Annotated in this window: 18 protein-coding genes and 1 riboswitch; of the genes, 8 read left to right on the plus strand and 10 right to left on the minus strand. The window is 73.8% G+C overall.

The annotated features are described in order from the left end of the window. Positions 1 to 11: 11 nt before the first annotated feature. The 3 genes from obgE to rplU form a co-directional block, all read right to left on the minus strand. Entirely contained in the window at positions 12 to 1,529 is a 1,518-nt protein-coding gene (gene obgE / locus ACIG47_RS12820; RefSeq protein WP_397431155.1) for a GTPase ObgE, read from the minus strand. A gap of 116 nt (positions 1,530 to 1,645) precedes the next feature. Then, positions 1,646 to 1,903 (minus strand): 50S ribosomal protein L27, encoded by a 258-nt coding sequence (gene rpmA / locus ACIG47_RS12825; protein ID WP_119143073.1) that lies wholly within the window; start codon positions 1,901 to 1,903, stop codon positions 1,646 to 1,648. Between the two features lie 76 nt (positions 1,904 to 1,979). Beyond that, positions 1,980 to 2,288, minus strand: a complete 309-nt coding sequence (gene rplU / locus ACIG47_RS12830) for a 50S ribosomal protein L21 (protein WP_119143071.1) — start codon at positions 2,286 to 2,288, stop codon at positions 1,980 to 1,982. Between the two features lie 318 nt (positions 2,289 to 2,606). Between rplU and ACIG47_RS12835 the strand changes: the two genes are divergently transcribed. Beyond that, complete coding sequence (locus ACIG47_RS12835; RefSeq protein ID WP_397431157.1) at positions 2,607 to 4,421, plus strand: BCCT family transporter; 1,815 nt, start codon at positions 2,607 to 2,609, stop codon at positions 4,419 to 4,421. Between the two features lie 76 nt (positions 4,422 to 4,497). Beyond that, on the plus strand, positions 4,498 to 5,088 hold the full coding sequence (locus ACIG47_RS12840) for a protein-L-isoaspartate O-methyltransferase (RefSeq protein WP_397431158.1): 591 nt from the start codon (positions 4,498 to 4,500) through the stop codon (positions 5,086 to 5,088). A 22-nt stretch (positions 5,089 to 5,110) separates the two neighbouring features. On the opposite strand, the gene ACIG47_RS12845 is transcribed toward ACIG47_RS12840, so the two are convergent. The 3 genes from ACIG47_RS12845 to ACIG47_RS12855 all read right to left on the minus strand — a co-directional run bounded on the left by ACIG47_RS12845 (position 5,111) and on the right by ACIG47_RS12855 (position 11,215). Further along, positions 5,111 to 5,809: a thymidine kinase gene (locus ACIG47_RS12845; RefSeq protein ID WP_397431160.1), complete on the minus strand. Its 699-nt coding sequence runs from the start codon at positions 5,807 to 5,809 to the stop codon at positions 5,111 to 5,113. A gap of 289 nt (positions 5,810 to 6,098) precedes the next feature. After that, positions 6,099 to 7,304, minus strand: a complete 1,206-nt coding sequence (locus ACIG47_RS12850; RefSeq protein ID WP_397431161.1) for an acyltransferase family protein — start codon at positions 7,302 to 7,304, stop codon at positions 6,099 to 6,101. 197 nt (positions 7,305 to 7,501) lie between these two features. Further along, positions 7,502 to 11,215, minus strand: coding sequence for an Rne/Rng family ribonuclease (locus ACIG47_RS12855; protein WP_397431163.1), 3,714 nt, complete (start codon positions 11,213 to 11,215; stop codon positions 7,502 to 7,504). Positions 11,216 to 11,639: 424 nt separating this feature from the next. Between ACIG47_RS12855 and ACIG47_RS12860 the strand changes: the two genes are divergently transcribed. From ACIG47_RS12860 to cydC, 4 genes are read left to right on the plus strand one after another with little or no spacing between them, the layout of a single operon-like run. After that, positions 11,640 to 13,136, plus strand: coding sequence for a cytochrome ubiquinol oxidase subunit I (locus tag ACIG47_RS12860; RefSeq protein ID WP_397431164.1), 1,497 nt, complete (start codon positions 11,640 to 11,642; stop codon positions 13,134 to 13,136). Between the two features lie 45 nt (positions 13,137 to 13,181). Then, positions 13,182 to 14,231, plus strand: a complete 1,050-nt coding sequence (cydB, locus tag ACIG47_RS12865; RefSeq protein WP_397431165.1) for a cytochrome d ubiquinol oxidase subunit II — start codon at positions 13,182 to 13,184, stop codon at positions 14,229 to 14,231. Positions 14,232 to 14,245: 14 nt separating this feature from the next. Continuing rightward, positions 14,246 to 16,114, plus strand: a complete 1,869-nt coding sequence (cydD, locus tag ACIG47_RS12870; RefSeq protein ID WP_397431167.1) for a thiol reductant ABC exporter subunit CydD — start codon at positions 14,246 to 14,248, stop codon at positions 16,112 to 16,114. Beyond that, positions 16,111 to 17,916: a thiol reductant ABC exporter subunit CydC gene (cydC, locus tag ACIG47_RS12875; RefSeq protein ID WP_397431169.1), complete on the plus strand. Its 1,806-nt coding sequence runs from the start codon at positions 16,111 to 16,113 to the stop codon at positions 17,914 to 17,916. Before cydD ends, cydC begins: the two co-directional genes overlap by 4 nt. 43 nt (positions 17,917 to 17,959) lie before the next feature. On the opposite strand, the gene ACIG47_RS12880 is transcribed toward cydC, so the two are convergent. Then, positions 17,960 to 18,397: a GNAT family N-acetyltransferase gene (locus tag ACIG47_RS12880; RefSeq protein WP_397431171.1), complete on the minus strand. Its 438-nt coding sequence runs from the start codon at positions 18,395 to 18,397 to the stop codon at positions 17,960 to 17,962. Between the two features lie 48 nt (positions 18,398 to 18,445). Beyond that, positions 18,446 to 20,071 (minus strand): phytoene desaturase family protein, encoded by a 1,626-nt coding sequence (locus ACIG47_RS12885; protein WP_397431172.1) that lies wholly within the window; start codon positions 20,069 to 20,071, stop codon positions 18,446 to 18,448. 126 nt (positions 20,072 to 20,197) lie between these two features. Beyond that, a riboswitch (cyclic di-AMP (ydaO/yuaA leader) is annotated at positions 20,198 to 20,376 on the plus strand. On the opposite strand from ACIG47_RS12885, the gene ACIG47_RS12890 reads away from it, so the two are divergent. Further along, a complete protein-coding gene (locus ACIG47_RS12890) occupies positions 20,377 to 21,285 on the plus strand; it encodes a C40 family peptidase (RefSeq protein WP_397431174.1) in 909 nt (302 codons plus the stop codon). Positions 21,286 to 21,379: 94 nt separating this feature from the next. Next, positions 21,380 to 22,357 carry an NAD(P)-dependent oxidoreductase gene (locus ACIG47_RS12895; protein ID WP_397431175.1) on the plus strand — a complete coding sequence of 326 codons (978 nt, stop codon included), beginning with the start codon at positions 21,380 to 21,382 and terminating at the stop codon, positions 22,355 to 22,357. 297 nt (positions 22,358 to 22,654) lie between these two features. On the opposite strand, the gene ACIG47_RS12900 is transcribed toward ACIG47_RS12895, so the two are convergent. Beyond that, positions 22,655 to 23,881, minus strand: coding sequence for a DNA-formamidopyrimidine glycosylase family protein (locus ACIG47_RS12900; RefSeq protein ID WP_397431177.1), 1,227 nt, complete (start codon positions 23,879 to 23,881; stop codon positions 22,655 to 22,657). Next, entirely contained in the window at positions 23,874 to 24,638 is a 765-nt protein-coding gene (gene rnc, locus ACIG47_RS12905; protein ID WP_397411449.1) for a ribonuclease III, read from the minus strand. The genes ACIG47_RS12900 and rnc overlap by 8 nt, the downstream gene beginning before the upstream one ends. Between the last annotated feature and the right edge of the window lies 1 nt (position 24,639).

Genomic DNA, 24,639 nt, shown 5'->3' on the forward strand with positions numbered 1-24,639 from the left:
CCCCGTGCCCGTCAGGCGTCGTCCGGGTCCGTCCAGTGGCCCGACTCGCGTTCCGTCCACAGCTCCTGGCGGGCCGCCGCCTTGGCGTCCATGCGCTCGTGGTGCTCGCGACGCTTCTCGCCACGGGTGGGCCGCTCGTTCTGGTCGAGCCGCAGGTCGGTGCCACGACCACCGAGCAGCTCGGGGCCGGTCTGCAGCGTGGGCTCCCAGTCGAAGACGACGGCGTTGCGCGGGTCGCCGATGCGCACCTCGTCACCCGCGACGGCGCCCGCCTTGAACAGACCGTCCTCGACGCCGAGCTTGGCGAGCCGGTCCGCGAGGAAGCCGACGGCCTCGTCGTTGTTGAAGTCCGTCTGCCGCACCCAGCGCTCCGGCTTCTCGCCGCGCACCTCGAACCAGTAGTCGGTCTCACCACCCAGCCGTCGCACGGTGAACTTCGACTCGTTCACGGCACGCGGGCGCAGCACGATCGGCGCGGGCTCGGGGGCCGGCGCGGCCGCCCGGGCCTTCTCCACGACCTCGGCGAGCGCGAACTTCAGCTCGCGCAGGCCCTCGTGGCTCGCGGTGGAGATCTCGAACACGCGCAGGCCGCGGGCCTCCAGGTCGGGGCGCACGAACTCCGCCAGCTCGCGCGCGTCGGGCACGTCGATCTTGTTCAGCACCACGAGCCGCGGACGCTCCTCCAGCGGCACCCGTCCGCCCGCGATGCCCAGGTCACCCGAGTAGGCCGACAGCTCGGCCTCGATCACGTCGAGGTCGGTGAGCGGGTCGCGGCCGGGCTCCAGCGTGGCGCAGTCGAGCACGTGCACGATCATCGCCGTCCGCTCGATGTGCCGCAGGAACTCCAGGCCAAGGCCCTTGCCCTCGCTGGCGCCCGGGATCAGGCCCGGCACGTCCGCGACGGTGAAGCGCGAGTCTCCCGCCTGCACCACGCCGAGGTTCGGCACCAGGGTGGTGAACGGGTAGTCCGCGATCTTGGGCCGGGCGGCCGAGATCGCGGCGATCAGCGACGACTTGCCGGCACTCGGGAAGCCGACGAGCGCCACGTCGGCGATCGTCTTGACCTCGAGCTCGAGATCGGCGGTCTCGCCCTCCTCGCCGAGCAGCGCGAAGCCCGGGGCCTTGCGCTTCGGCGACGACAGCGCCCGGTTGCCGAGGCCGCCCTTGCCGCCCGCGGCGGCCACGTACTCGGCGCCCTCGCCCACGAGGTCGGCCAGGACGTTGCCGTCGAGGTCCTTCACGACGGTGCCGTCCGGCACCTTGAGGATCAGGTCGCCACCCTTGGCGCCGTCCCGGTCGTCGCCCATCCCCTGCGTGCCCGACGTCGCCCGCCGGTGCGGCGAGTGGTGGTACTCCAACAGGGTGGTGGTGTTCGAGTCGACGACGAGGCGGACGGAGCCGCCGTCACCGCCGTCGCCGCCGTCGGGTCCCGCCAGGGGCTTGAACTTCTCGCGACGGATCGAGGCACAGCCGTTCCCGCCGTTGCCTCCGACGGCGTGGAGCACCACCCGGTCCACGAAGCTGGCCATGTCTTGATCCTCTCAGGTACTGCTCGGGCGAGCGGCCCGGGGCCGCTCATGAAAAGGCGTAAGGGGGCGCACCGTCACCGGTGCGCCCCCTTACGCGGAAGCCGGTACCTCCCGGCTCAGGCCTCGACAGTCACGATGTCGACGACCTTGCGGCCACGACGCGTGCCGAACTGCACGGCGCCGGCGTCGAGGGCGAACAGGGTGTCGTCCTTGCCGCGGCCCACGTTGCTGCCGGGGTGGAAGTGGGTGCCGCGCTGGCGGACGATGATCTCGCCGGCCTTGACGACCTGGCCACCGAAGCGCTTCACACCGAGGCGCTGGGCGTTGGAGTCACGACCGTTGCGCGAGGAGCTCGCGCCCTTCTTGTGTGCCATCTGAAGAACCTGTCTTTCGGGACGAAGGAGAATCTGTATCGCACGCGGGCCCGTCGAGACGCGCCCGCAGCGGAAGTCACTTGATGCCGGTGACCTTCAGGCGGGTCAGCGACTGGCGGTGACCCTGGCGCTTGCGGTAGCCGGTCTTGTTCTTGTACTTGAGGATCGTGATCTTGGGACCCTTCTCGTCCCGCACGACCTCAGCGGTGACCTTGACCTTCGCGAGCTTCTTCGCGTCGGTGGTCACCTTCTCCCCGTCCACGAGCAGCAGGGCCGGGAGCTCGACGGTCTCACCGGGCGCCGACTGGACACGGTCCATGACGACGATGCTTCCGACGGACACCTTCTCCTGGCGGCCACCGGCCTTGACGATCGCGTACACCACGTTCAACTCATCTCTCTAGTCTTGGCGTGCGCGCACGACGGGATCCACCGGCTTCGCTGAGACTCGCTCCGCCGCGGCGGTCGAGTGCGGTGCGCCATGGGCACGCAGGACGGGTGCGCAGACAGCACACCGAAGAACCAGGTTACGCGATGCCCCTTGCGGGGACAAACCAGCGGCGGCGTGGCCTTGCCCACGCCCGGCTCCATATCGGCCCGGCCATGAATTGACCTCTCGGAAACCAAGCAGAATTCACCCGTCTGCTAGCGTGCATGACTGTTTTTTGACCGAGACTTCGTCGCCGCACGAGAGGACCCTCCGATGGCGAGCCGCAAGAGCACCGGCAAACCGACCGCCCATCCCGCACTCCTGCCCGGTCTGGGCGTCGAGAGCACCCGCAACAGATTCGGGACGAGCTGGGGCGTGTTCGCCTTCGCGGCCGTCCTGGTCGCAGGTGTGATCATCTGGGGTGCCGCCGCGCCCGACAGCCTCGCCGCGGCGTCCGGCGCCGGCCTGGCCTGGGTCTCCGGATCGTTCGGCTGGTTGTTCGGCCTGCTCACGTGCGCCGTCTTCCTCTTCATGATGTGGCTCGGCTTCGGCCGTTACCGCAACATCCGGCTCGGCCAGGACGGCGAGAAGCCGGAGTTCTCCACGGGTTCCTGGCTGGCGATGCTGTTCTCCGCCGGGATCGGGATCGGCCTGCTGTTCTACGGCCCGTACGAGCCCATGACCTACTTCCTCGACCTGCCGCCGGCGTACGAGAGCCTCGACCCGGGCAGCAACCCGGCCATGCACGCCGCCCTGGTGCAGACGCTGTTCCACTGGGGGCCCATGGCGTGGGCCTACTACGCGCTGGTCGGCGGCGCCGTGGCCTACGCCGCCTACCGCAAGGGCCGCAGCCCGCTGATCTCCTCGCTGCTGGAGCCCATCTTCGGCGAGCGCACCAAGGGCTGGCTGGGTGCGGTCGTCGACTCGTTCGCGATCATCGTGACCCTGTTCGGCGTCGCGGTCTCGCTCGGGATCGGCGCGCTCCAGATCGGGCGCGGCGTCGAGATCGTCGCGGGGACCGGGCCGCTCGGCAACGGCGCGATCATCGGCATCATCGCCCTGCTCTCGATCGCGTTCATCGTGTCGGCGGTGTCGGGGGTGAAGCGCGGCATCCGCGCCCTGTCGAACATCAACATGGCGGTGGCCGGGTTGCTCGGAGTCTTCGTCTTCGTCGTCGGGCCGACGGCGTTCCTCCTCAACCTGCTCCAGGGCACCTTCATGCAGTTCGTCGGCGACTCGTTCCGGCTGATGGCGCAGACGGCGGCCACCGCACCCGACGCGCAGGCGTTCATGGACACCTGGACCACGTACTACTGGGCGTGGTGGGTCTCGTGGACGCCCTTCGTGGGCCTGTTCATCGCCCGCATCAGCCGGGGCCGCACCCTGCGCGAGTTCGTCACGACCGTGATCGTGACGCCGAGCGTCGTGTGCCTGGTGTGGTTCACGGTGCTGGGCGGCACGTCGATGTGGATGGAGCAGGCGAACGGGGCGCTGAGCTCGGCCGAGTCGCCGCAGGACATGCTGTTCGCCCTGCTCCACGAGCTGCCCGCCGGCACCTTCACGTCGATCGTCGCGATGATCTCGATCGTCATCTTCTTCGTGACGAGCGCCGACTCCGGGTCCGTCGTCATGGCCAGCCTGTCCCAGCGCGGCAACCCGAACCCGAGCCCCTGGGTCACGATCACCTGGGGCGTCGCGCTGGCGGCCATCGCCGCCGTCCTGCTCGTGGGTGGCGGGTCGGTGGCGCTGAACGGACTGCAGAGCCTGGTCATCATCACCGCGCTGCCGTTCGCCCTGGTGGTGGTCCTCGTGATGGTCGCGTGGGGCAAGGACCTCGCCCGCGACCCGCTCACGCTGCGGCGCCGGTACGCCCGCGAGGCGATCGTGCAGGGCGTACGCACGGGCATCGAGGAGCACGGTGACGACTTCGTGGTCGGCGTGGTGCGCACCGAGGGCGCCGACAAGGGCGCCGGCGCGTGGCTCGACTCGGACGACCCCGCGCTCACCGCCTGGTACCAGCCGGAGCAGGTCACGGTCACCGAGAGCTCTCGCGACGCCGGGGAACCGGAGCCGGTCGGCTCCCGCTGAGCCGCCTGCTCGCCCCGGGGTGGCGCACCTGGCGACCCCGGAGCGTCTGTGCCTACCCTGGCAGCAGGTGATCCTGATGGTCTCTGAGCCGGCAGCCGAGCACGACGACATAGGGCGGGCGATGCGGGCGGTGCCCCGCCGGGACTTCCTGCCCCGGTCCCAGCGTCCGTTCGCCGGCCAGGACCGCCCGTTGCCGATCGGGCGGGGCCAGACGTCCTCGCAGCCCTCCACGGTCGCGGCGATGCTCCGCCTGCTGCGCGTCCCGCTGGGCGCACGGGTGCTCGACGTCGGCGCGGGCTCCGGCTGGAGCACCGCGCTCCTGGCCTTCCTGACCGGCCCGCAGGGCGCCGTGCTCGGCGTAGAGCGGGACGAACGGCTGGCGGCGTGGGGCGCCGCGAACGTGGAGCGCACCGGCATGAGCTGGGCGCAGGTGGTGCAGGCGGAGCCGGGCGTGCTCGGCATGCCGCGGGAGCACGGGTGGGACCGGATCCTGGTGTCGGCGTCGGCCCCGGCGCTGCCGCGCACCCTGGTGTCGCAGGTCGGGTACGGCGGCCGCATGGTCATCCCCGTACGGACGTCGCTCCTGCTCATCGAGCGCCTGCCCGACGGCCGCACCCGGGCCACCGATCACGGGGGCTACCGGTTCGTGCCCCTGATCGAGGACTGAGCGGGACGCTGCGTCCCGCCGGTCACAGGACGGCGCCGCGCCCCGTGGCGTGGCGCCGGCAGCGGGCCTCGTAGGACTCCGAGCCGCCCACGTGCGCGGCGACCGGCACCAGCGCGTCGCCCGGGCCGACGCCGGAGTTGTCCTGGCCGGCGCCCGACCCGGCCTGGCCGACACCGGGCAGCGGCGGCGCCTCCGGGATCCGGACGTGGAACGCGGCGTCCGCACCGCAGACCGAGCAGACGGCGGTGAGCTTCTCGACCGACTCCGCGAGCGCCATGAGCTCGGGCAGGGGTGAGAAGGGCTGTCCGTCGAAGGTGACCGACAGCCCCGCCACCACGACCACCAGCCCGCGGTCGGCGAGGTCCGAGACCACGGGGACGAGCCCGGCGCCGAAGAACTGGGCCTCGTCGATCGCGACGAGTTCGACCGGACGGGCGGCGTCGTCGTCCCCGGCGGGACGGGCGCCGCCCGGGCTGTCGGCGGTGTCGAGCAACGAGGGGATGTCCGCGGCGTCGGACACGGTGCGGGACGGGAGGCCCGCGCCGGAGTGCGACGTCACGCGACCGCTCCCCCGGCGCGTGTCGAGCGCGTGACTCACCACGAGCACGCCGCGCTGCGCGATCCGCGCGCGGCGCACCCGGCGCAGCAGCTCTTCGGACTTGCCGGCGAACATCGGGCCGGCGATGACCTCGAGGCGCCCGGCGCCCAGACCGTCCTTCATGGGCGCCAGTCAAGCATTCCGTGGCCTCCTCCGGCACGGCCACCGACGTCGGCACCGTCCGTTCCTGCCCGGCCTGGGCGCCAGCAAGGAGCCCGGGGCGGCCCGTGCGCTCCGTGACCTGCTCGACGAGCGGACGTCCCGCGGGCGGCGTGCAGGTAGACCGCTTGGCGTGCCGACCGAAGGTGCCCCGTGGAGGCCGGTCACTCTGCGTCGACATTGTCTACGCAGAGTGACCGGCCTCCGCGGGGCACCTTCCCGCCCGGGTGCTCTCGGCCCTCCAGGACAGGACCTACAGGACGCGCGCCACCCCGGGAACCCGGCGCAGCAGGTGGGCGAAGGTCCAGCACAGCGGGATCGAGAGCACGAGCAGGATCAGGAACTTCACGCCGGCCGGGGCGGTCAGTGGCGCGAGCAGGATCGCGACGCCGACCAGCACCAGAGCGTGGATGACGTACACGGCGAACGAGTTCCGCGCAGCGAACCTCGCCCATGCCGGCTGCCCGGAGAGCCGCTCCCGGAACAGCACCAGCAGGGCCACGATCGTGCTCACCGCGAACACGCTCTCTGCAAGGGCCGCGCCGAGCTGAGCGAGGAGCCCCGCGCCGGGTGCCGTCGCGAGGGCCACGGCGCCGAGTGCCGGTCCCACGCTGACGAGCGCCGCGACCAGCGCGACCCGGCCCTGCCGCGGGGTGAGCCCGGCGAGCCACCCGCGGCGGGAGGCCAGCACGCCCACCACGAAGAGGATCACGTACTGCGGCAGGTACGCCGGCGTGGGCAGGCCGCCGAGCTCCCAGTAGGTACCGGTCGGCACCGCGAGCCGCCACAGGAACGCGGCGAGCGTCAGTACCCCCACGAGGAGCCCGATCCCCCGGTACCCGAGCGGGCCGGACCAGCGCCCAGCCACGGCCTGACCCGCGTCGGCCACGGCCTGACCCGCGTCGGGCACGGTCTGACCCGCGTCGGGCACGGTCTGACGGGCGTCGGGCCTCGAGAGCGCGGTGGAGCGGGCGCGGAGCGCGCGGAAGGCCGCGTAGGCGAGCGACATGACGAGCAGCACCTCGACGAACCACAGCGGGCCAGGGTCGCCCACGGTGAACCAGAAGTGCAGGAAGGTCTCGCCCTCGGCGCGCGCCGCCGGCCACTGCGGCAGGGACAGGACCGGCCGCGCCACCAGCAGGAAGGCGACGAGCGGCACACCGAGCCGGATCACCCGGTCCCGGGCGAAGGCACCGGGGCCCTTGCGGTCGACCGAACCGGCGACGAACAGGCCGGAGAGCAGGAAGAAGGCGCCCATGAACCAGAACTGGTTCACGATCACGAACAGCATCAGCGCGATGCCCGACGGGCTGGTGCTCGGCTCCGCCCAGTACCAGACCGGCAGGGCGCCGTAGGTGACGGCGCAGTGGTGCGCGATCACCAGCACCGTCAGCAGCACGCGCAGGTTGTCGATGTATCCCAGCCGGGTGGTGGGTGGTGCGGTGGTGGTCGTCGTCATCACGGCTCCGTCGTCCGGGGATCCCCTGGATCCTGGTTCGGTGGTTCATTACTCGACTAATGAACCATAGAACGTCGACGGTCCGCAAGGAAGTTCTCGCCCGGACACACGAAACGAGGGCCGCCACCGGATGGTGGCGACCCTCGTCGGGATCAGGTCAGAGGCCGAACAGCCTCGCCCAGAAGCCCTTCTTCTGCTCAGGCGACCTCGTCGCCAGCTCCTTTGGGCGGTTCCGGCTGCCCGGTGCCGGAGCCCCCCTCCGGCGTGTCGTCGGTCGTCGGTCGCACGTCGTCGGACGTGCGCGAGGGCGGGTCGGCGGGCGCAGCGTCAGACACTTCCGCGGGAGCGGCTGCCGGGGCCGAACCGGCCGCGGGGAGCTGGATCTCGTCCAGGGTGGCGGGACCCTCCGGGGCCGGTTCCTTCGGCTCGTGCGCGTGCTGCGCCGCGGCGGCGATGGTCGCGAGCGTGGCCTTGACGGCCTCCCGCGCCTCGGACCGCTCCTCGGGAAGGCTGGCGACCGGGGCGGCGGGCTCCTGCGCCGACGCCTTCTCCTTGCCCCGCTTGCGGCGCGCCCGCGCGGAACGCGGGCCCTCCTCGGAGGACGCCACCGAGGCAGCGGCCGAGCCGCCCGCCGACTTCTCGATCGGCTCCTCGTGCACGATGAAGCCGCGGCCCTTGCAGTGCTCGCAGGTCTCCGAGAACGCCTCGACCAGGCCCTGGCCCACGCGCTTGCGCGTCATCTGGACAAGGCCCAGCGACGTCACCTCGGCGACCTGGTGCTTGGTGCGGTCCCGGCCCAGGCACTCGACCAGGCGACGCAGCACCAGGTCACGGTTGGACTCGAGCACCATGTCGATGAAGTCGATGACGATGATGCCGCCGATGTCGCGCAGGCGGAGCTGCCGCACGATCTCCTCGGCCGCCTCGAGGTTGTTCCGCGTGACGGTCTCCTCGAGCGTGCCGCCCGCACCGGTGAACTTGCCGGTGTTGACGTCCACGACGGTCATGGCCTCGGTACGGTCGATGACGAGCGAGCCGCCCGAGGGCAGCCAGACCTTGCGGTCCATGCCCTTGGCGAGCTGCTCGTCCACCCGGTGCACCGTGAACACGTCGGTGTTCTCGACCCACTTGGACACGCGCTCGCGCAGGTCGGGAGCGAGCTCCTCGACGTAGTGCGCGATCTCGTCCCACGCGCCCTCGCCCTGCACCACCAGCGACGAGAAGTCGTCGTTGAAGATGTCGCGGACCACGCGGATCGCCATGTCCGGCTCACCCTGCAGCAGGGCCGGGGCGGACGCCTTCTTGGCCTTGGCCTGGATGGCGTCCCACTGGCCCTGCAGCCGCTCGACGTCGGCGCGCAGCTCGTCCTCGCTGGCCCCCTCCGCGGCGGTGCGCACGATGACACCCGCGCCGTCCGGCACGACCTCGCGCAGGATCTTCTTGAGGCGCGACCGCTCGGTGTCGGGCAGCTTGCGGCTGATGCCGGTCATGCCGCCGCCCGGCACGAACACCAGGTACCGGCCCGCCAGCGTGATCTGGCTCGTCAGGCGGGCTCCCTTGTGGCCGATCGGGTCCTTGGTGACCTGCACCAGCACGGAGTCGCCCGACTTCAGCGCCTGCTCGATCCGGCGCGGCTGACCCTCCAGGCCGGCCGCGTCCCAGTTGACCTCGCCCGCGTACAGCACGGCGTTGCGGCCCTTGCCGACGTCGACGAACGCCGCCTCCATCGAGGGCAGCACGTTCTGCACGCGGCCCAGGTACACGTTCCCGGCCATGGACGCCTGCGACTGCTGCGAGACGTAGTGCTCCACGAGCACGCCGTCCTCCAGCACCGCGATCTGCGTACGGCCGTTCTTCTCGCGCACGATCATCGACCGCTGCACCGACTCGCGGCGGGCCAGGAACTCGGCCTCGGTGATGATCTGGCGACGGCGGCCGTGGTCGCGGCCCTCGCGACGGCGCTGCTTCTTGGCCTCCAGGCGCGTGGAGCCCTTGAGCGCGGTGACCTCGTCGCTGCGGCTGGACCGCGCGGCGGCCGCCTCGGCACGCTCGCCACGGGTCCCCCGGCGGCGCCGGCGACGACGGCGGCTGCCACCGTCACCCTCCGCGGCGTCCTGCGCGTCGTCCTCGCCGTCGGCCTCCGTGTCGACGTCCTCGTCGGAGGACGCCTGCGCGCCCTCGTCCTGGTCGTCGTCCTGGTCCTCGTCGGCGGAGTCGTCCTGGTCGTCCCCGCGTCCGGCGCGGCCACCGCGACGGCCGCGCCCACCCCGGCGACGACGACGGCGCGACGGGCGCACCTCCTCGTCGTCGTACTCCTCGAAGTCCTCCGGGGCGAGCTCCTCGAGCTCGACACCCTCGGCGACGAGCTCCTCCTCGATCGCGCCGACCTCGTCGACGGCCGCGGCGTCGTCCTCGCTCAGCTCCGCGGCGACGAACTGCGGCGCCGCCGGGGCGCTCGGCGCGACGGCGGTCGCGTCGCCCGCAGGCTCGGCGCTCTCCAGCGCGGCGGCCTCGGCCTCGGGCTCGGGACGGGCCGCCGGCTCGGCGCTCGGACCCGTACCGCGGACGGCCCGGCGCGAGCCGGACCGGCGGGTCCGGGGCTCGGCGGGCGCCTGCGCCGCCTCGGCGGCCTGCTCGACCTGCTCGGCGACGACCTCGGCCGCCGGCGCGGCCGGCGCCTCGGGAGCAGGCTCGGCCGGGCGCTCGGCGGTGCGGGGCACCGGACGGGCGAACTGCGGCGTCAGGTCCTGCGGACGCGGCGGACCGGCGGGGGCCTGCGCACGCCGCGAACGGCGTGCGGCGGAGTCGTCGGGCGCCTGGAACAGCAGCGCCGTGGTGGCCAGGCGCGGCACGCGCGTGCCCGAGGTGGTCGCCGCGGGCGACACCGGGGCCTGCGCGGCCGGGGCCTCGGCGGCCTGGGCGGGCTCGGCGGCCTGCGTGGTCTCGGCCGGGGTCGAGGTGGCACGACGGCTGCGGCGCGCGCGGCCCTTCGGGGCCTGCTCCGCGGGCGCGTCCGCCACGGTCTCCTCCGTCGCGGCGGCGCGCGGAGCGGACTCCTCCGGCGCGGGCTCGGCGACCTGGTCGGCGGTCTCCGCGACCGGCTCGGTCACGGGCTCCGCGGCCTTGCGCCGCGAGCGACCGCGCTTGGGCGCCGCCTCGGCCTCGGGTGCGGCGTCGGCCGGCTCCGCCTTCCGGCGGGTGCGCCGGCGGGGTACGGCTTCGGACTCCTGTGCCGGGCCACCGGGCAGCACGATGTCGTCGAGGCTCGCGACCTCACGCACGGGCACCTCGGCGGGGGCAGCGGGCTCCGGCAGCACGATGTCGGCCGGTGCGGGCGCGTCGGCGCCCTGCTCGTCAACGGGCTCGTCGACCGGCTCGTCGACGGGGGCGGCGGCCTCGGCCTCAACCTCGGCCGGCTCGGCCTCGGCAACGGCGGCAGCCTCGGCGGGATCGGCAGGCTCGGCTCCGGCGGGCTCCGCCGGCTGCGTCCCGGCAGTGAGATCCGTCTCATCCGGGGCGACGGTCCCGGCCGGGGCGGACTGCTCGTCCGCCGTCGGGCCGGCGTCCACGACGGGTGCCGGGGAGGAGACGCCGCGCGTGGCGCGGCGACGCGGACGCCTGGTGGCGGTCTCGCCGGCTGCCGGGGCCGCGGGCGCGGCCACCGCTGCGGTACCGCCCGTGGTCACCGGCTGGGCCTCGGCCGGGGCCGAGGAGGTGTCGGACGAGCCGACGACGATGGGGCCGGCGCTGGCCGTGGAGACCACGGACCGGGTGGCCCGACGACGCGGGCGCTTCACCGGCGCGCTGTCCGCCGGGGCCTCCCCACCAGTGGTGACCTGGGCGTTCGCCTCAGGTGCGTCGTGATCATCCTGTGACCCGATGGTCGAACCGGTGGTGCTGGAAGGCGTCACGTGAGGTGCTCCTGTAGCCGGCGCCCGCTCCACACCACGCGGACCGCCAGGCGGTCGGTCGTCCGGCGATGCGTCGCGGCGAAGCGACACACCCGAACGGAAGTCTTGGCTGCGGCCCTCTGCCCGTCGTCTTCGCGGACGCCTGCCACCACGTTCTGTCGTGACAGCGGCACCGCGTGCGGATCACGGGCAGTGCTGGACTCTGCAGGCCACGCAGGGATGTGGGCCCGCGCGGGTTCGACCAGTATCGCACAGGAGGCGGCGCCCGCCCTGCCTGGACCAAAGCGTGGTTCAACAGCGTGTACAGTTCCTTGTGAAGACATTCACAAGCGACGGAATCACCCCGCGGCGGCGCGCGGACCTGCTCGATCAGGCCTAGCGTCCCCAGGGACAGAGCCGTTCGAACACCTCACAGGAGCCCGGAGTGGAAGCCCTCGACCTGGCACGCTGGCAGTTCGGCATCACCACCGTCTATCACTTCATCTTCGTGCCGCTGACGATCGGCCTGGCGCCCCTCGTGGCGATCATGCAGACGGCGTGGGTCCGCACCGGGAACGAGCGCTGGCTGCGGCTGACCAAGTTCTTCGGCAAGCTCTTCCTGATCAACTTCGCGCTCGGCGTGGTCACCGGCATCGTGCAGGAGTTCCAGTTCGGCATGAACTGGAGCGAGTACTCGCGGTTCGTCGGTGACGTGTTCGGTGCCCCGCTCGCCATGGAGGCGCTGGCCGCCTTCTTCGTGGAGTCGACGTTCCTGGGTCTGTGGATCTTCGGCTGGGACCGCCTGAACAAGAAGGTGCACCTGGCGTGCATCTGGGCCGTGGCGGTCGCCGTGAACCTGTCCGCCTTCTTCATCCTGGCCGCCAACTCCTGGATGCAGCACCCCGTGGGCGCCCGGTACAACCCCGAGACCGGCCGCGCCGAGATGGAGTCGATCTGGGCGATCCTCGCCAACAACACGCTGTGGGCCGCGTTCCCGCACGCCGTCGCGGCCGCGTTCCTGACCGCGGGGACGTTCGTGGCCGGGATCGCCGCCTGGTGGATGGTCCGCCTGGCCCGGACCAGGCGGCCGGAGAACGTCGAGCTGGCGCGCGACGTCTACCGCCCGGCCGTGGTGCTGGGCACCGTGGTCATGCTGGTCGCCGGCGTCGGCGTCGCGCTGACGGGTGACGCCCAGGGCAAGCTGATGTTCGAGCAGCAGCCCGGCAAGATGGCCTCCGCCGAGGCCCTGTGCGAGGGCGAGGAGGCCGCCAACTTCTCGATCCTCACCATCGGCGACCTGTCCAACTCCTGCGAGGGCGTGCGGCACATCCTGGAGGTGCCCGGCCTGGCCAGCTACCTCGGCACCGGCCACTTCTCCGGCCCGGACAGCTTCCTGCCCGGTGTCAACGACGTGCAGCAGGAGTACTCCGAGCGGTACGGCGAGACCGACGACGCCGGCAACGCTATCTCCTACACCCCGAACCTCGCCGTCACCTACTGGAGCTTCCGGCTGATGATCGGCTTCGCCGCCGGGTCGGCGCTGCTCGCCCTGGCCGCCCTCTGGTTCACGCGCGGCGGCCGGGTCAGCGACAACACGTGGCTCGCCCGCATCGGTATCGCGGCGATCCCGACGCCGTTCCTCGCGTCGTCGTTCGGGTGGATCTTCACCGAGATGGGGCGCCAGCCCTGGGTGGTGGCGCCCAACCCGACCGGCATCGACCAGATCCGGCTGCTCACCATGCGGGGCGTCTCCGAGGTGGTGAGCCCCGGCATGGTGCTCACCTCGATGATCGTGTTCACCCTGCTCTACGGCGTGCTCGCCGTGGTCTGGTACCGGCTCATCCACCGCTACGCGATCGAGGGCGTCCCCACCACGGTGCGCGACGAGTCCCCCGAGGCGGCGGACGACGACACCGACCGGCCGCTCTCGTTCGCCTACTGACCCCTCTGACCTCCGCCAGAACCAAGACTGACAAAGGACATGACCGTGGATCTCGCGCTCGTGTGGTTCCTCATCATCGCGGTCCTGTGGACCGGATACCTCGTGCTGGAGGGCTTCGACTTCGGCGTCGGCATGCTGATGTCGTTGCTGCCCCGGGGTGACGGCGCGCACCGGGAGAAGGAGCGGCGCGTGCTGGTCAACAGCATCGGGCCCGTGTGGGACGGCAACGAGGTGTGGCTGCTCACCGCGGGCGGCGCCACCTTCGCGGCGTTCCCCGAGTGGTACGCCACCCTGTTCTCCGGCTTCTACCTCCCGCTGCTGGTCATCCTGGTGGCGCTCATCGTCCGGGGCGTCGCGTTCGAGTACCGCGGCAAGATCGCGGACGCCGTCTGGGCACGCCGCTGCGACGTCGCGATCCAGGTCGGGTCCTGGGTGCCCGCCGTGCTCTGGGGCGTGGCGTTCGCCAACCTCGTGCGCGGCGTCCAGCTCGACGAGGCGCACCAGTACGTGGGCGGGTTCTGGGCCCTGATCAACCCGTTCTCGCTGCTCGGCGGCGCCACCACGCTCGTGCTCTTCCTGCTGCACGGCTCGGTGTTCGTCGCCCTCAAGACGGACGGCGAGATCCGGGCGCGCGCCCGGCGGTTCGCCGGCGTGCTGTCGGTCGGTGCCCTGCTGGTGGCCGGCGGCTGGGCCCTGTGGGCGCAGCTCGCGTTCTCCGTCACCTGGACCTGGGCCGCCGTGGTGGTCGCCGCGCTGGCCCTGGTCGGCGTCGTGCTGACCAACCGCGTGGGACGTGAGGGCTGGGCGTTCGGCCTGTCCGCCGTGACGATCGTCGCCGCCGTCGTGCTGATCTTCGGGTCAATGTTCCCGGACGTCATGCCCGGGCTGGACGGCGGCCCGTCGCTGAGCATCGCCGAGGCGGCGTCCACGCCGTACACCCTCACCGTCATGACCTGGGTCGCCGTGGTGCTCACCCCGCTGGTGATCCTGTACCAGGGCTGGACCTACTGGGTGTTCCGGCGCCGGCTGACCGTGGACCACATCCCCGCGCCGGCCGGGCTGACCTGGAAGAAGATCAAGGAGTCGGCCTTCTAGGCCGAGGAGCACGCGTGAAACCCCTGGACCCCCGGCTGCTGCGGCAGGTGCGGGCCGCCCGCTGGTACGTGGCGCTCACCGTCGGGCTCGGCATCGCCGCGGCCGCACTGATCGTGGCGCAGGCCCTCCTCATCGCGGCGTTGCTGACGCCTGTGGTGCGCGGGGACGGCGTGTCCGGCCCTCTGCTGGTGCGCACCTTCGCCGGGCTGGCGCTCGTCGTCGGCGGGCGGGCCGCCGTCGCCTGGGCGCAGGAGCGCTACGCGCTGCGCGCCGCCGCCCGGACCGTCGCCGAGCTGCGGCGGGCGGTGGTCGAGGCGTGGGCGCTGCGCGGGCCACGGGCGGCCTGGCCCACGGCAGGGAACGCGGCCGGCGCGACGGCGGACAGCACGGCCGAGCCGGCCGACGCCGCCACCGGCGGGGCCAGCCCCGAGGCCGAGGTCGCCACCCTCGCGACGCGCGGGCTCGACGCGCTGGAACCGTACCTGGTGCGCTACGTGCCGCAGCTCGTGCTGACGGCGCTGCTCACCCCGGCGCTCGTCGTCGTGGTGCTGGGCCTGGACTGGGTCTCGGCGCTGATCGCGATCGTGACCCTGCCGCTCGTGCCCGTGTTCATGGTGCTGGTGGGGCGCCTGACCGCCGGGACGTCGGAGCGGCGCCTCGCCACCGTGGAGCGGCTCGGCGCCCAGGTGCTCGATCTCGTCGCCGGGCTGCCGACCCTGCGCGCCTTCGGCCGGTCGACCGGCCCGGCCGAGCGCGTGCGCGCCCTGGGCGACGCCTCCCGCAAGGCCACGATGGGCACCCTCCGGGTCGCGTTCCTGTCCTCGATGGTGCTCGAGCTGCTGACCACGCTGTCGGTCGCGATCATCGCCGTCGGCGTCGGGCTGCGGCTCGTCGAGGGGGCCATGGACCTGCAGCCGGCGCTGGCGGTGCTCGTGCTCGCGCCCGAGGTGTACCTGCCGCTGCGGCGGGTGGGCGCCGAGTTCCACGCGTCGGTCGACGGGATGGCGGCCGTGGACCGGGCGTTCACGTTGCTCGGGCCGCATCCGTCGGGGGCGGTCACGGAACGCCCGGCCGCCCGAGGCCGTTCCCGGTCGGCGGGCGGCACGCTGGTGCTGGACGGGGTGTCCGTGCGGGCACCCGGACGCGGCGTGGTCGCGCCCGCCGGGCTGTCGGCGCGGATCCCCCTGGGCGACGGCCGGCCGGGCAGCGGCCGGGTCGTCGCCCTGCGCGGACCGAGCGGGTCGGGCAAGTCGACCGCGGTGCTCGCCGTCCTGGGCCTGCTCACGCCCGACGCCGGGCGGGTCGGCGTGGTACCGGACGGGCACGACGACGGTGCGCTCCGCGACCTCGCCGCCCTCTCCCCGGACGACCTCGACGAGTGGTGGTCCGGCCTCACCTGGGTGCCGCAGCGGCCGGCGCTCCCCCCGGGGCGGCTGCGCGACGTCGTCCGGGACGGCCTGCCGCACCCCGTCGACGACCGGGCGCTCGCCGACGCCGCTCGCCGGACGGGGCTGGACGCCGTCGTCGGCACCCTGCCCGAGGGGTGGGACACGCGGGTCGGGCTCGGTGGCGTGGGACTGTCCGTGGGCCAGCGGCAGCGCGTGGCGCTCACGTCCGCGCTGCTCGACGACGCCGCCGACCGGCCGCTGGTGGTCCTCGACGAGCCGACCGCGCACCTCGACGCCCGCGGGGAGCAGACCGTGCTCGACACGGTGCGGGCCTGGCGGGACGCCGGCCGGACCGTGCTCGTCGTCGCGCACCGGGCGTCGCTCCTGGCCCTGGCCGACCAGGTGATCGACGTGCACGCGGCGGCGGAGCCGACCGCGGAGCTGGCGACGGCCGTCCCCGCCGCGCGCCCGGCGACCGACGGGAGGACACCGTGAACGCACCGGCGACCCGCGACCGGCCCCGCACCGGCTCCCCGGTGCGGGGCGCGGGGAACGATCCGCTGCGCCGCGTCCTGCCGCTGCTGGAGATCCGCCCGGGCAAGGTCGCCGCGGCGATCGCGCTCGGCGTGCTCACCCTGGGCTGCGCCATCGGGCTCGCCGCGGCCGCCGCCTGGCTCGTGGCGCGCGCGTCGCAGATGCCGCCGGTGCTCACGCTCTCGGTGGCCGTGGTCTCCGTGCGGGCCTTCGGCATCGGACGCGGCGTGCTGCGGTACTGCGAGCGCCTCGCGTCGCACGACGTCGCCCTGCGGGGCATGGCCGCCCTGCGCGCCAACCTGTACGAGCGGCTCGCCGCCGACGACCGCCCGGTCACGGTGCGGCGTGGCGAGCTGCTGGCACGGATCGGCCAGGACGTCGACGACGTGGGCGACCTCGTGGTGCGCGCGCTGGTGCCGGCCGGGGTCGCGGTGGTGACGTCGCTCGGTTCCGTGGTGCTGCTGGGTGTGCTGCTGCCTGCCGCGGGGGCGGCGCTGGCGGTGTGCCTGGTCCTCGCGGGGATCGTGACGCCGTGGCTGGCGGCCCGTGCGGCGGCCCGGACCGAGGCGCGGGGTGCGGCGGCCCGCGGCGAGGTGACCGCGCTGTCCCTGGAGCTCCTGGAGCAGTCGGCGCAGCTGCGCGTCGCCGGCCGGTTCGGCGCGCGGCTGCGCGACCTGGACGCCGCGGACGCGCGCCTGTCCGCCGTGTCGGACGACGGCGCCCGCACCTCCGGGCTCGCCGCCGGGCTGGGGGCGCTGGCGCAGGGTCTGGCGGTGCTCGCGTCGCTGGCGTTCGGCATCCCGGCGGCGCTGGCCGGGACGCTGTCGCCCGAGGCGCTGACCGTCGTGGTGCTGACGCCGCTGGCCGTCTTCGAGGCGACGGCGGGTCTGCCCGCCGCGGCGGTCCAGCTGCACCGGTCGCGGGCGGCGGCGGGCCGGCTGGTCGCGCTGCTGCCCGCGGACCCGGGTGCCGGCGGGTCACGGACGGAGGTGAGCACGGACGCGTCCGGCGCACCCGCCGACCAGGACGACCGCCGGCTGCTCGTGCTCGACGACGTCGCCGCGGGCTGGCCCGGCGCGGACGGGCTGCCGCGCGCCGCGGTGGCCGGCGTGTCCCTCGCGCTGGAGCCAGGGTCGGTGGTGGCGCTGGCCGGCCCGTCCGGGGTCGGCAAGACGACCCTCCTGATGACGGCGGCCCGTCTGGTCCCGCCGGTGGCCGGGACGGTCGGCGGGCAGTCGGGCGCGGGCCTGTTCGTCGCCGAGGACGGGCACCTGTTCGACACCACCGTGCTGGAGAACCTGCGGGTCGCGCGGGGTGACGTGACCCCCGAGGAAGCCCGCGCTGCGCTCGACGCCGTCGGGCTGGGTGCGTGGCTCGCGGCGCTCCCCCGGGGCCTGGAGACGGTGGTCGGCACGGACGCGGCCGCGGTGTCGGGTGGGGAGCGGCGGCGGCTCCTGGTGGCGCGCGCCCTCCTGGCGCCGGCCCGGGTGCTGCTCGTGGACGAGCCGGCGGAGCACCTGGACGGCGACACGGCGGACGCCCTGGTCCGCGCGGTCGCGGCGCACGCCCGCGCGACGGACCGGGCGGTGCTGCTGGCGACCCACCGGCTCAGCCCGCTGGCGGTCGCGGACGAGGTGCTGTTCCTGGGTCGCGCCGCGGGCGGAGGCGCGCCGGGGCCGGCCGGCGTCGTCGCACGGGGCCGCCACGAGGACCTGCTCGTCTCGGATCCGGCGTACGGCTGGGCGGCCGCGCAGGAGCGGTGACCCATGGTCGCCGTGCCTGGTGCGGCGTGTCGTACGCCGGGGATCAGGAAGCCGGCAGGCTCTTGTCGAACTTCTTCGCGCGCTGCTCATACCCCAGCCGCTCGTAGAAGGCGTGCGCGCCCTCGCGCCGGAACGCGGAGGACACCGTGATCCGGACACAGCCGTGGGCGATCGCCCAGTCCTCGACGGTCGCCACGAGCGCGCGCCCGGCGCCGGTGCCGCGCTGTGTCTCGTCGACCACGAGGGCGGTCAGCTCGGCCACGGGCGCGTCGAGCTCGAACGGACTGCGGACGTGGCCCGCGGCGAACCCGGCCACCGCGCCGGACGGGCCGTCCACGGCCACCCAGGCCGCGTCGTACGGGCTCCCGGCCACGCGCGCGAACCGGGCGTCGAGATCAGCGGCGGTCGTGGGGTACCCGAGCTGGCCGAGCAGCGGGGCGACCGCGGGTGAGTCGGCCGGGACGGCGCGTCGGATCTGCACGCCTCATCGTAGGCGGCGTGATCGTGGGCGGGGTGATCGTGGGCGGCCTCAGCCGTCGCCCAGCAGCGCCATCGCCGCCGCCCGGCCGGGGATGCCGCTCACCCCGCCGCCGCGCCGGGCGCCCGCACCCGCCAGCAGCACCCGGCGGTGCTCCGTCTCGACGCCCCACCGCCCGGCGTCGTCGGCGGGCTCGGCGAACGGCCAGGCCAGGTCGCGGTGGAAGATGTGCCCGCCGGGCAGCCCGACGTCGCCCTCCAGGTCCACCGGGGTGCGCACCTCCAGGCAGGGCGCGCCGTCGGCGTCGTGCGCCAGGACGTCCTCGACCGGTTCGGCCAGCACCGAGTTCAGCGAGGCGAGGGTGGCAGCGAGGGCCCGCTCGCGGGCCCCGTCGGGATCGGCGCGGAAGAGCCGGGCGGGCATGTGCAGCCCGAACAGCGTGATGGTCTGCGCCTCGGTCGCGGCCAGGTCCGGGCCGAGGATCGACCGGTCGGACAGCGTGTGGCAGTAGATCTCGCTCGGCGGCAGGTCGGGCACCCGGCCTGCGGCGGCCTGCGCGTACGCCGCCTGGAGCTGGGTGAGGGACTCGTTGACGTGCAGCGTGCCGCTGAACGCCGCGACCGGGTCCACGCCGTCGCGCAGGCGAGGCAGCCGGTCGAGCAGCATGTTCACCTTGAGCTGCGCGCCCTCGGGGTGCGCCGGGGACGTGGTGGCCCCCACCGCGTCCCGCCCGTCGGCCGGGCCCCGGCCGGCGGCAGCCAGGAGCCGGTCGAGCTCGGCCGGCGCACACCCGGCGAGCAGGTGTCCGGCGGTCACGCCCCGGGTGCGCCCGTCGGCGTCGGTCCAGGTGACCTCCACGCCGGTGGCCCCGGGGTCGACGGCGGTGACCGTCGCCGAGGTGACGATCGTGGCGCCGGCGGACACGGCGGCATCGCGCAGGGCGCCCGAGACGGCGCCCATGCCGCCCACCGGCACGTCCCAGTCGCCGGTCCCGTTGCCGATCACGTGATACAGGAAGCACCGGTTCTGGCGCAGGGACGCCTCGTCGACGTCGGCGAACGTGCCGATGAGGCCGTCGGTGGCGGCGATGCCGCGGACCACGTCGTCGGCGAAGGTGCGCCGCAGCAGCGCGCCGAGCGGCTCCTCGAAGAGGGCTCGCCAGGCCTCCTCGCCCACGCCGTCGACCACGAGGTCCCGCACGGCCGAGCGTGTGAGCAGGGGTTCGGTGAGCGTCGGCGCGAGGCGGCGGGCGACCTCGGCGGTCGTCGCGTAGAAGCGGCCCCATGCCTCGAAGTCCGCGTCGGATCCGGTCAGGCTCCGGAACGAGGCCCGCGTGGCGGCGTCGTCCCCCGTGTCGACGAGGAGGCCGCCGTCGGCCACGGGCGTGTAGGAGGACCAGCGCCGCCGCCGCAGCGTGATCGGCAGCCCGAGCTCGGTGACCACGCGCCGCGGCAGCAGCGAGACCAGGTAGGAGTAGCGCGACAGGCGCGCGTCGACACCCGCGAAGGGGCGGGCCGAGACGGCGGCGCCGCCCACGTGGTCGGCACGCTCCAGGACGAGAACGGACCGTCCGCTTCGAGCGGCGTACGCCGCGGCGGTGAGGCCGTTGTGCCCGCCGCCCACGACGACGGCGTCGTACCGGGAGTGCAGGCGCGGGGACGTGGTGGGATCGACCATGGCGGACATGGTGACACGGAACTCATTGCCAAGAGAGTTCCATCACAGGACGGTATGTGACCTAATCGTGACATTTGCCAGGGACCCCGGTACGGTCGGTCTCACCTCTCCAGAAGCGGGGAGGTCCAGGTCCGGACGCCGAGCCCTGTCACCGGACCTGAGCAGCTACGACGTGACAGGGGCGGGGGAACCAGGTAAGCCGGGCACGCGAGTGTCCTCGGGGTGAAGCCTCGTACGAGGCCGGGTGATCGAACTCCCCATCCGAACCCGACAGCTCACCTCGTAGGCGTCCGAGGAGATCACTGGTGACCGTACTCACCGACCGCACCCACGACTGGGCGGACGACCAGGCAGACCGTCCCGCCAGCCGGGGCCGGCACCGCGCCGAGGGCCCCGCTCTCACCCCCTTCACCGCACTCACCCAGACCGCTGCCGAGAATGCCGCCCGCACAGGCGCCATCGCGGTCGTCACCTCCGGCATGCTGGCCTCGGTCTTCACCCAGACCGCCCACACCGCGCCCGCCGAGTCGCACACCCAGGCCACGCTCGCGAACGCCACGCCGGTCAGCAACACCGTCGACACCACGATCCCGGCCGGCCTGGCCGAGAACCTGGTCACCAAGGTCAAGGTCACGCAGAACGCCGACTTCTGGGCCGAGAGCGGCCGCGTGTCGGTGACCCCGTACGCCGAGACCGAGGAAGGCATCGCCGAGGCGAAGGCGAAGGCCGAGGCCGAGGCACGCGCCAAGGCCGAGGCAGAGGCCAAGGCCCGCGCCGAGGCCGAGGCCGCCGCCGCGGCGGAAGCAGCCGCCGCCGCAGCCGCTGCGGAGGCCGAGGCGGAGGCCGCTGCGGCAGCAGCCGTGGAGAGCTCCGCCGACCTGGGCCAGCAGGCCGTCAACCTGGCGCTCGAGTACGTGGGCGTGCCCTACGTGTGGGGCGGAGCCTCCCCCAGTGGCTTCGACTGCTCCGGGCTCATCCAGTACGTCTACGCGCAGCTCGGGATCGACCTCCCGCACAGCTCGAGCTCGATGGCGACCGTGGGCTACCAGGTCTCCGCCGCCGAGGCGCAGCCCGGTGACATCGTCTGGACGTCGGGCCACGTCTCCCTCTACGCGGGCGACGGCATGGTGGTCGAGGCCCAGCAGGAGGGCGTCCCCGTGCACTACACGGAGATGTGGCAGAACAACCCGGTCTACATCCGGGTGACGGGCTGACCCTCCAATCCCGGAACGCCCGCCTGGTCCCCCGGCCCGGCGGGCGTTCCGCGTGGTGGGTGCACACCCGCGCCCGTCCGGTAACGTCCCCGGCGTGAAGATCCTCGTACCGGACGTACCGTTCGACCTCGACTTCCCGTCCCGCCTGCCCGACGGCGGAGCCTCCTTCGCGCCCGGCGGCCCCGACAGCGTGGTCGCCTACGCGATGAACGAGCCGGTCCCCGAGGAGCACACCGACGCCGACGTGCTGGTCACCTGGTCCAGCCCGCCGAAGGTCGTCGCCGACGCCGCCCGCCGGCTCACCCGCGTGCGCTGGGTGCAGACCCTGACCGCGGGGCCGGACGTCGTGCTCCGCGCCGGGTTCGCGCCCGACGTCGTCGTCTCCTCGGGCCAGTCGCTGCACGACGACACCGTGGCCGAGCACGCCCTCGCCCTGATCCTGGCCACCGTGCGCCGCATCGACGTCTCGCTCGCCGCCCAGCAGGAGCACCGCTGGGCCAAGGAGATCACGTTCGCCCAGGCCGACCCGGTCACCGGCCGCGAGTACACGCTCGACGAGGCACGGGTGACGATCTGGGGCTTCGGCTCGATCGCCCTGCGGCTCGCCCCGCTGCTGACCGCGCTCGGTGCCCAGGTCACCGGCGTCGCCTCCCGTGCCGGTGAGCGCGCCGGGTACCCGGTGGTGGGCGCGGACGGCCTGGAGGCACAGCTCGCCGAGACCGACCTGCTGGTCTCGCTGCTGCCGGCGCTGCCCTCCACCCGGCACATCCTCGACGCCCGCCTGCTGGGCCTGCTCCCGCCGACCGCGCGGTTCGTGAACGTGGGCCGGGGCGCGACCGTCGACGAGGCCGCCCTGGAGAACGCGCTGCGCTCCGGGCGGCTCGCCGGCGCTGCCCTGGACGTCATGGAGACCGAGCCGCTGCCCGCGGACTCGCCGCTGTGGGACGTGCCGAACCTGATCCTCACCCCGCACGTGGCGGGCGGGCGCCCCCGGCGAGCGGCCCAGTTCCTGGCCGACCAGCTCACGGCCTGGCGGGCGGGCAGCCCGATCCGCAACGTGACGGCGCGATAGCGCGGGGTGGCTCGACAGGGCGGGGGGGCGAGGTGACGGGGCGGGGGCCGTGGCGTCGGCGGGCCCGCGGCGACGGAGCGGACCCGAGGCCTCGGGGCGGCGGGCCCGGGCGGATGCGCTCGACACTCCCGGCCGAGTCCGGCGCGCTCGACGCTCCCGGCCGGGCGGGTGTGGCAGGAGGTGCGCTTCTACCCAGCGATTAGGCCCAAAAACGGCAATGATTCTGGGCACAATCGCTGGGTAGAAGCGCACTCTCTGCGTTCGGGCGTCATCTCGCCGTCTCTGCGCGTTCTGGCGTCATCTCGGCGTGCGCGGGCGGGGCTGGCAGACGGGGCACGTGAACGACGACCGGTTCATGAACGGGTCACGGCGGATCAGCGCGCCGCAGCGGCGGCACTCCTCGTTCTCCCGGCCGTACACGGCCAGCGACCGGTCGAAGTAACCGGACTGCCCGTTGACGTTGACGTACAGGTCGTCGAAGCTCGTGCCGCCCTGGGCCAGCGCCTCGCGCATCACCTCGGCCGCAGCATCCAGCACCCGGCGCACGTCCGCGGCCCGGAGCCGGTCGGTCGCACGCGCCCAGTGCACCTGTGCGCGCCACAGCGCCTCGTCGGCGTAGATGTTGCCCACGCCGGACACGACCGTCTGGTCCAGGAGCGCGCGCTTGATCTGTGTCCGACGCCGGCGCACCCGCCGGACCAGGCTGTCCAGGTCGAGGTTCGGGTCCAGCAGGTCGCGGGCGATGTGCGCCACGGGCTCCGGGAGCAGCGGGAGGTCCGAACCGTGACCGGCCGGGGCGGATGTGATCGACGCAGCGGGCAGGGCAGACGCTGCGGCCACGGGCGAGGCGACAGCCGAGGCGACGGGCGAAGCGACGGGCGAGGCGACAGCCGAGGCGACGGGCGAAACGACGGGCGAGGCGACAGCCGAGGCGACGGGCGAGGCCGCTCCGTCCGGCACGAGATCCTGGACGCTCAGGTGCCCGAACGTGCGCTGGTCGACGAAGTCGAGGTAGCGCGCACCGGACGGCGCGCCGGTCAGGTGCAGGCGGACGCGCAGGTGCGGGTGCCGCCAGTCGTCAGCGGGTGTGGCGCCGTCCGGGCCCACGGCGCCGTCGCCCGGCGTGGGGTCGCCGGTCGTCGCCCCGCGCACGAGGAGCTGACCCGACATGCCCAGGTGCGCCAGCAGTGCAGCGGCCGGCAGCGCGGTCTGCAGCGTGTTCGGCAGCGCACGCCCGGCGCCGGGCGGGGCGCTCGCCTGGATGCTCGGCCCGGCCGCACGGTCCCCCGGCCCGGCCGCACGGTCCCCCGGCCCGGGGAGCTCCAGCGGCAGCCACAGGAACTTGCCGCGGCGCACCGCTGCCGCCAGGCGCCGGCCCACGAGCTGGTCGCGGAACGAGCCGGGGCCGCCGTCGTGCCGGCGCACGCTGTACTCGCGGAACACCTCGACGTCGCGCACGACGGCGCCGACCACCAGGCGGTCGAGGCCGTCCCGGACGGTCTCGACCTCGGGAAGCTCAGGCACCGGCGGCCGACGCCTTGCTGCCGGACGTGTCCCCGGACCCCGGGAGGGGGAACTTCTGGAGGAGCGCCCGGTAGGTCTCCTCGGCGGCACCCTGCTCCGCGTGCTTCTTCGCGGACCCGGAACCGGAGCCGTAGGTGACCCCGTCGATCACGACGGTCGAGTGGAAGATCCGGGCGTGCTCGGGTCCCTCGAACGTGGCGACGTACTCCGGTGCGCCGAGGCCGCGCTCGGCGGACGCCTCCTGGAGCGACGTCTTCCAGTCCAGCCCGGCGCCCAGGCCCGCCGCGACGTCGAGCGTCGCGTCCACGAGCCGGTGCACGAGCGCGCGCGACGTCTCCAGGCCGTGCGACAGGTAGGTGGCACCGATCAGGGCCTCGACCGTGTCGGACAGGATCGAGTCCTTCTCGAAGCCGCGCGTGCGGATCTCACCCTTGCCGAGCAGCACGTACTTGCCCAGGCCCAGGGTGCGCGCGACGGCGGCCAGCGCGCGCTGCGACACCGTCGCCGCCCGCATGCGCGCCAGATCGCCCTCGGAGAGGTCCGGGTGACGCCGGTAGAGCGCCTCGGTGACCACGAGCCCCAGCACGGTGTCGCCCAGGAACTCCAGGCGTTCGTTCGTGGGGATGCCCCCGGCCTCGTGCGCGAACGACCGGTGGGTCAGTGCCAGCACAAGAAGCTCGGGGTCCAGATGGACCCCGAGCTTCTCGAGCAGCGCGGTAGGTTCCGGCCGTGCCGGCGACGTCCCGCCCTTGGCCACG

The organism is Promicromonospora sp. NPDC052451, from assembly GCF_044547525.1.
Taxonomy (GTDB): domain Bacteria; phylum Actinomycetota; class Actinomycetes; order Actinomycetales; family Cellulomonadaceae; genus Promicromonospora.

Excerpts from the sequence above, each read along its gene's own strand:
- obgE (WP_397431155.1), bottom strand. The coding sequence starts at position 1,529 with ATGGCCAGCTTCGTGGACCGGGTGGTGCTCCACGCCGTCGGAGGCAAC.
- rpmA (WP_119143073.1), bottom strand. The coding sequence starts at position 1,903 with ATGGCACACAAGAAGGGCGCGAGCTCCTCGCGCAACGGTCGTGACTCC.
- ACIG47_RS12835 (WP_397431157.1), top strand. The coding sequence starts at position 2,607 with ATGGCGAGCCGCAAGAGCACCGGCAAACCGACCGCCCATCCCGCACTC.
- ACIG47_RS12840 (WP_397431158.1), top strand. The coding sequence starts at position 4,498 with ATGGTCTCTGAGCCGGCAGCCGAGCACGACGACATAGGGCGGGCGATG.
- ACIG47_RS12845 (WP_397431160.1), bottom strand. The coding sequence starts at position 5,809 with ATGAAGGACGGTCTGGGCGCCGGGCGCCTCGAGGTCATCGCCGGCCCG.
- ACIG47_RS12850 (WP_397431161.1), bottom strand. The coding sequence starts at position 7,304 with ATGACGACGACCACCACCGCACCACCCACCACCCGGCTGGGATACATC.
- ACIG47_RS12885 (WP_397431172.1), bottom strand. The coding sequence starts at position 20,071 with ATGGTCGATCCCACCACGTCCCCGCGCCTGCACTCCCGGTACGACGCC.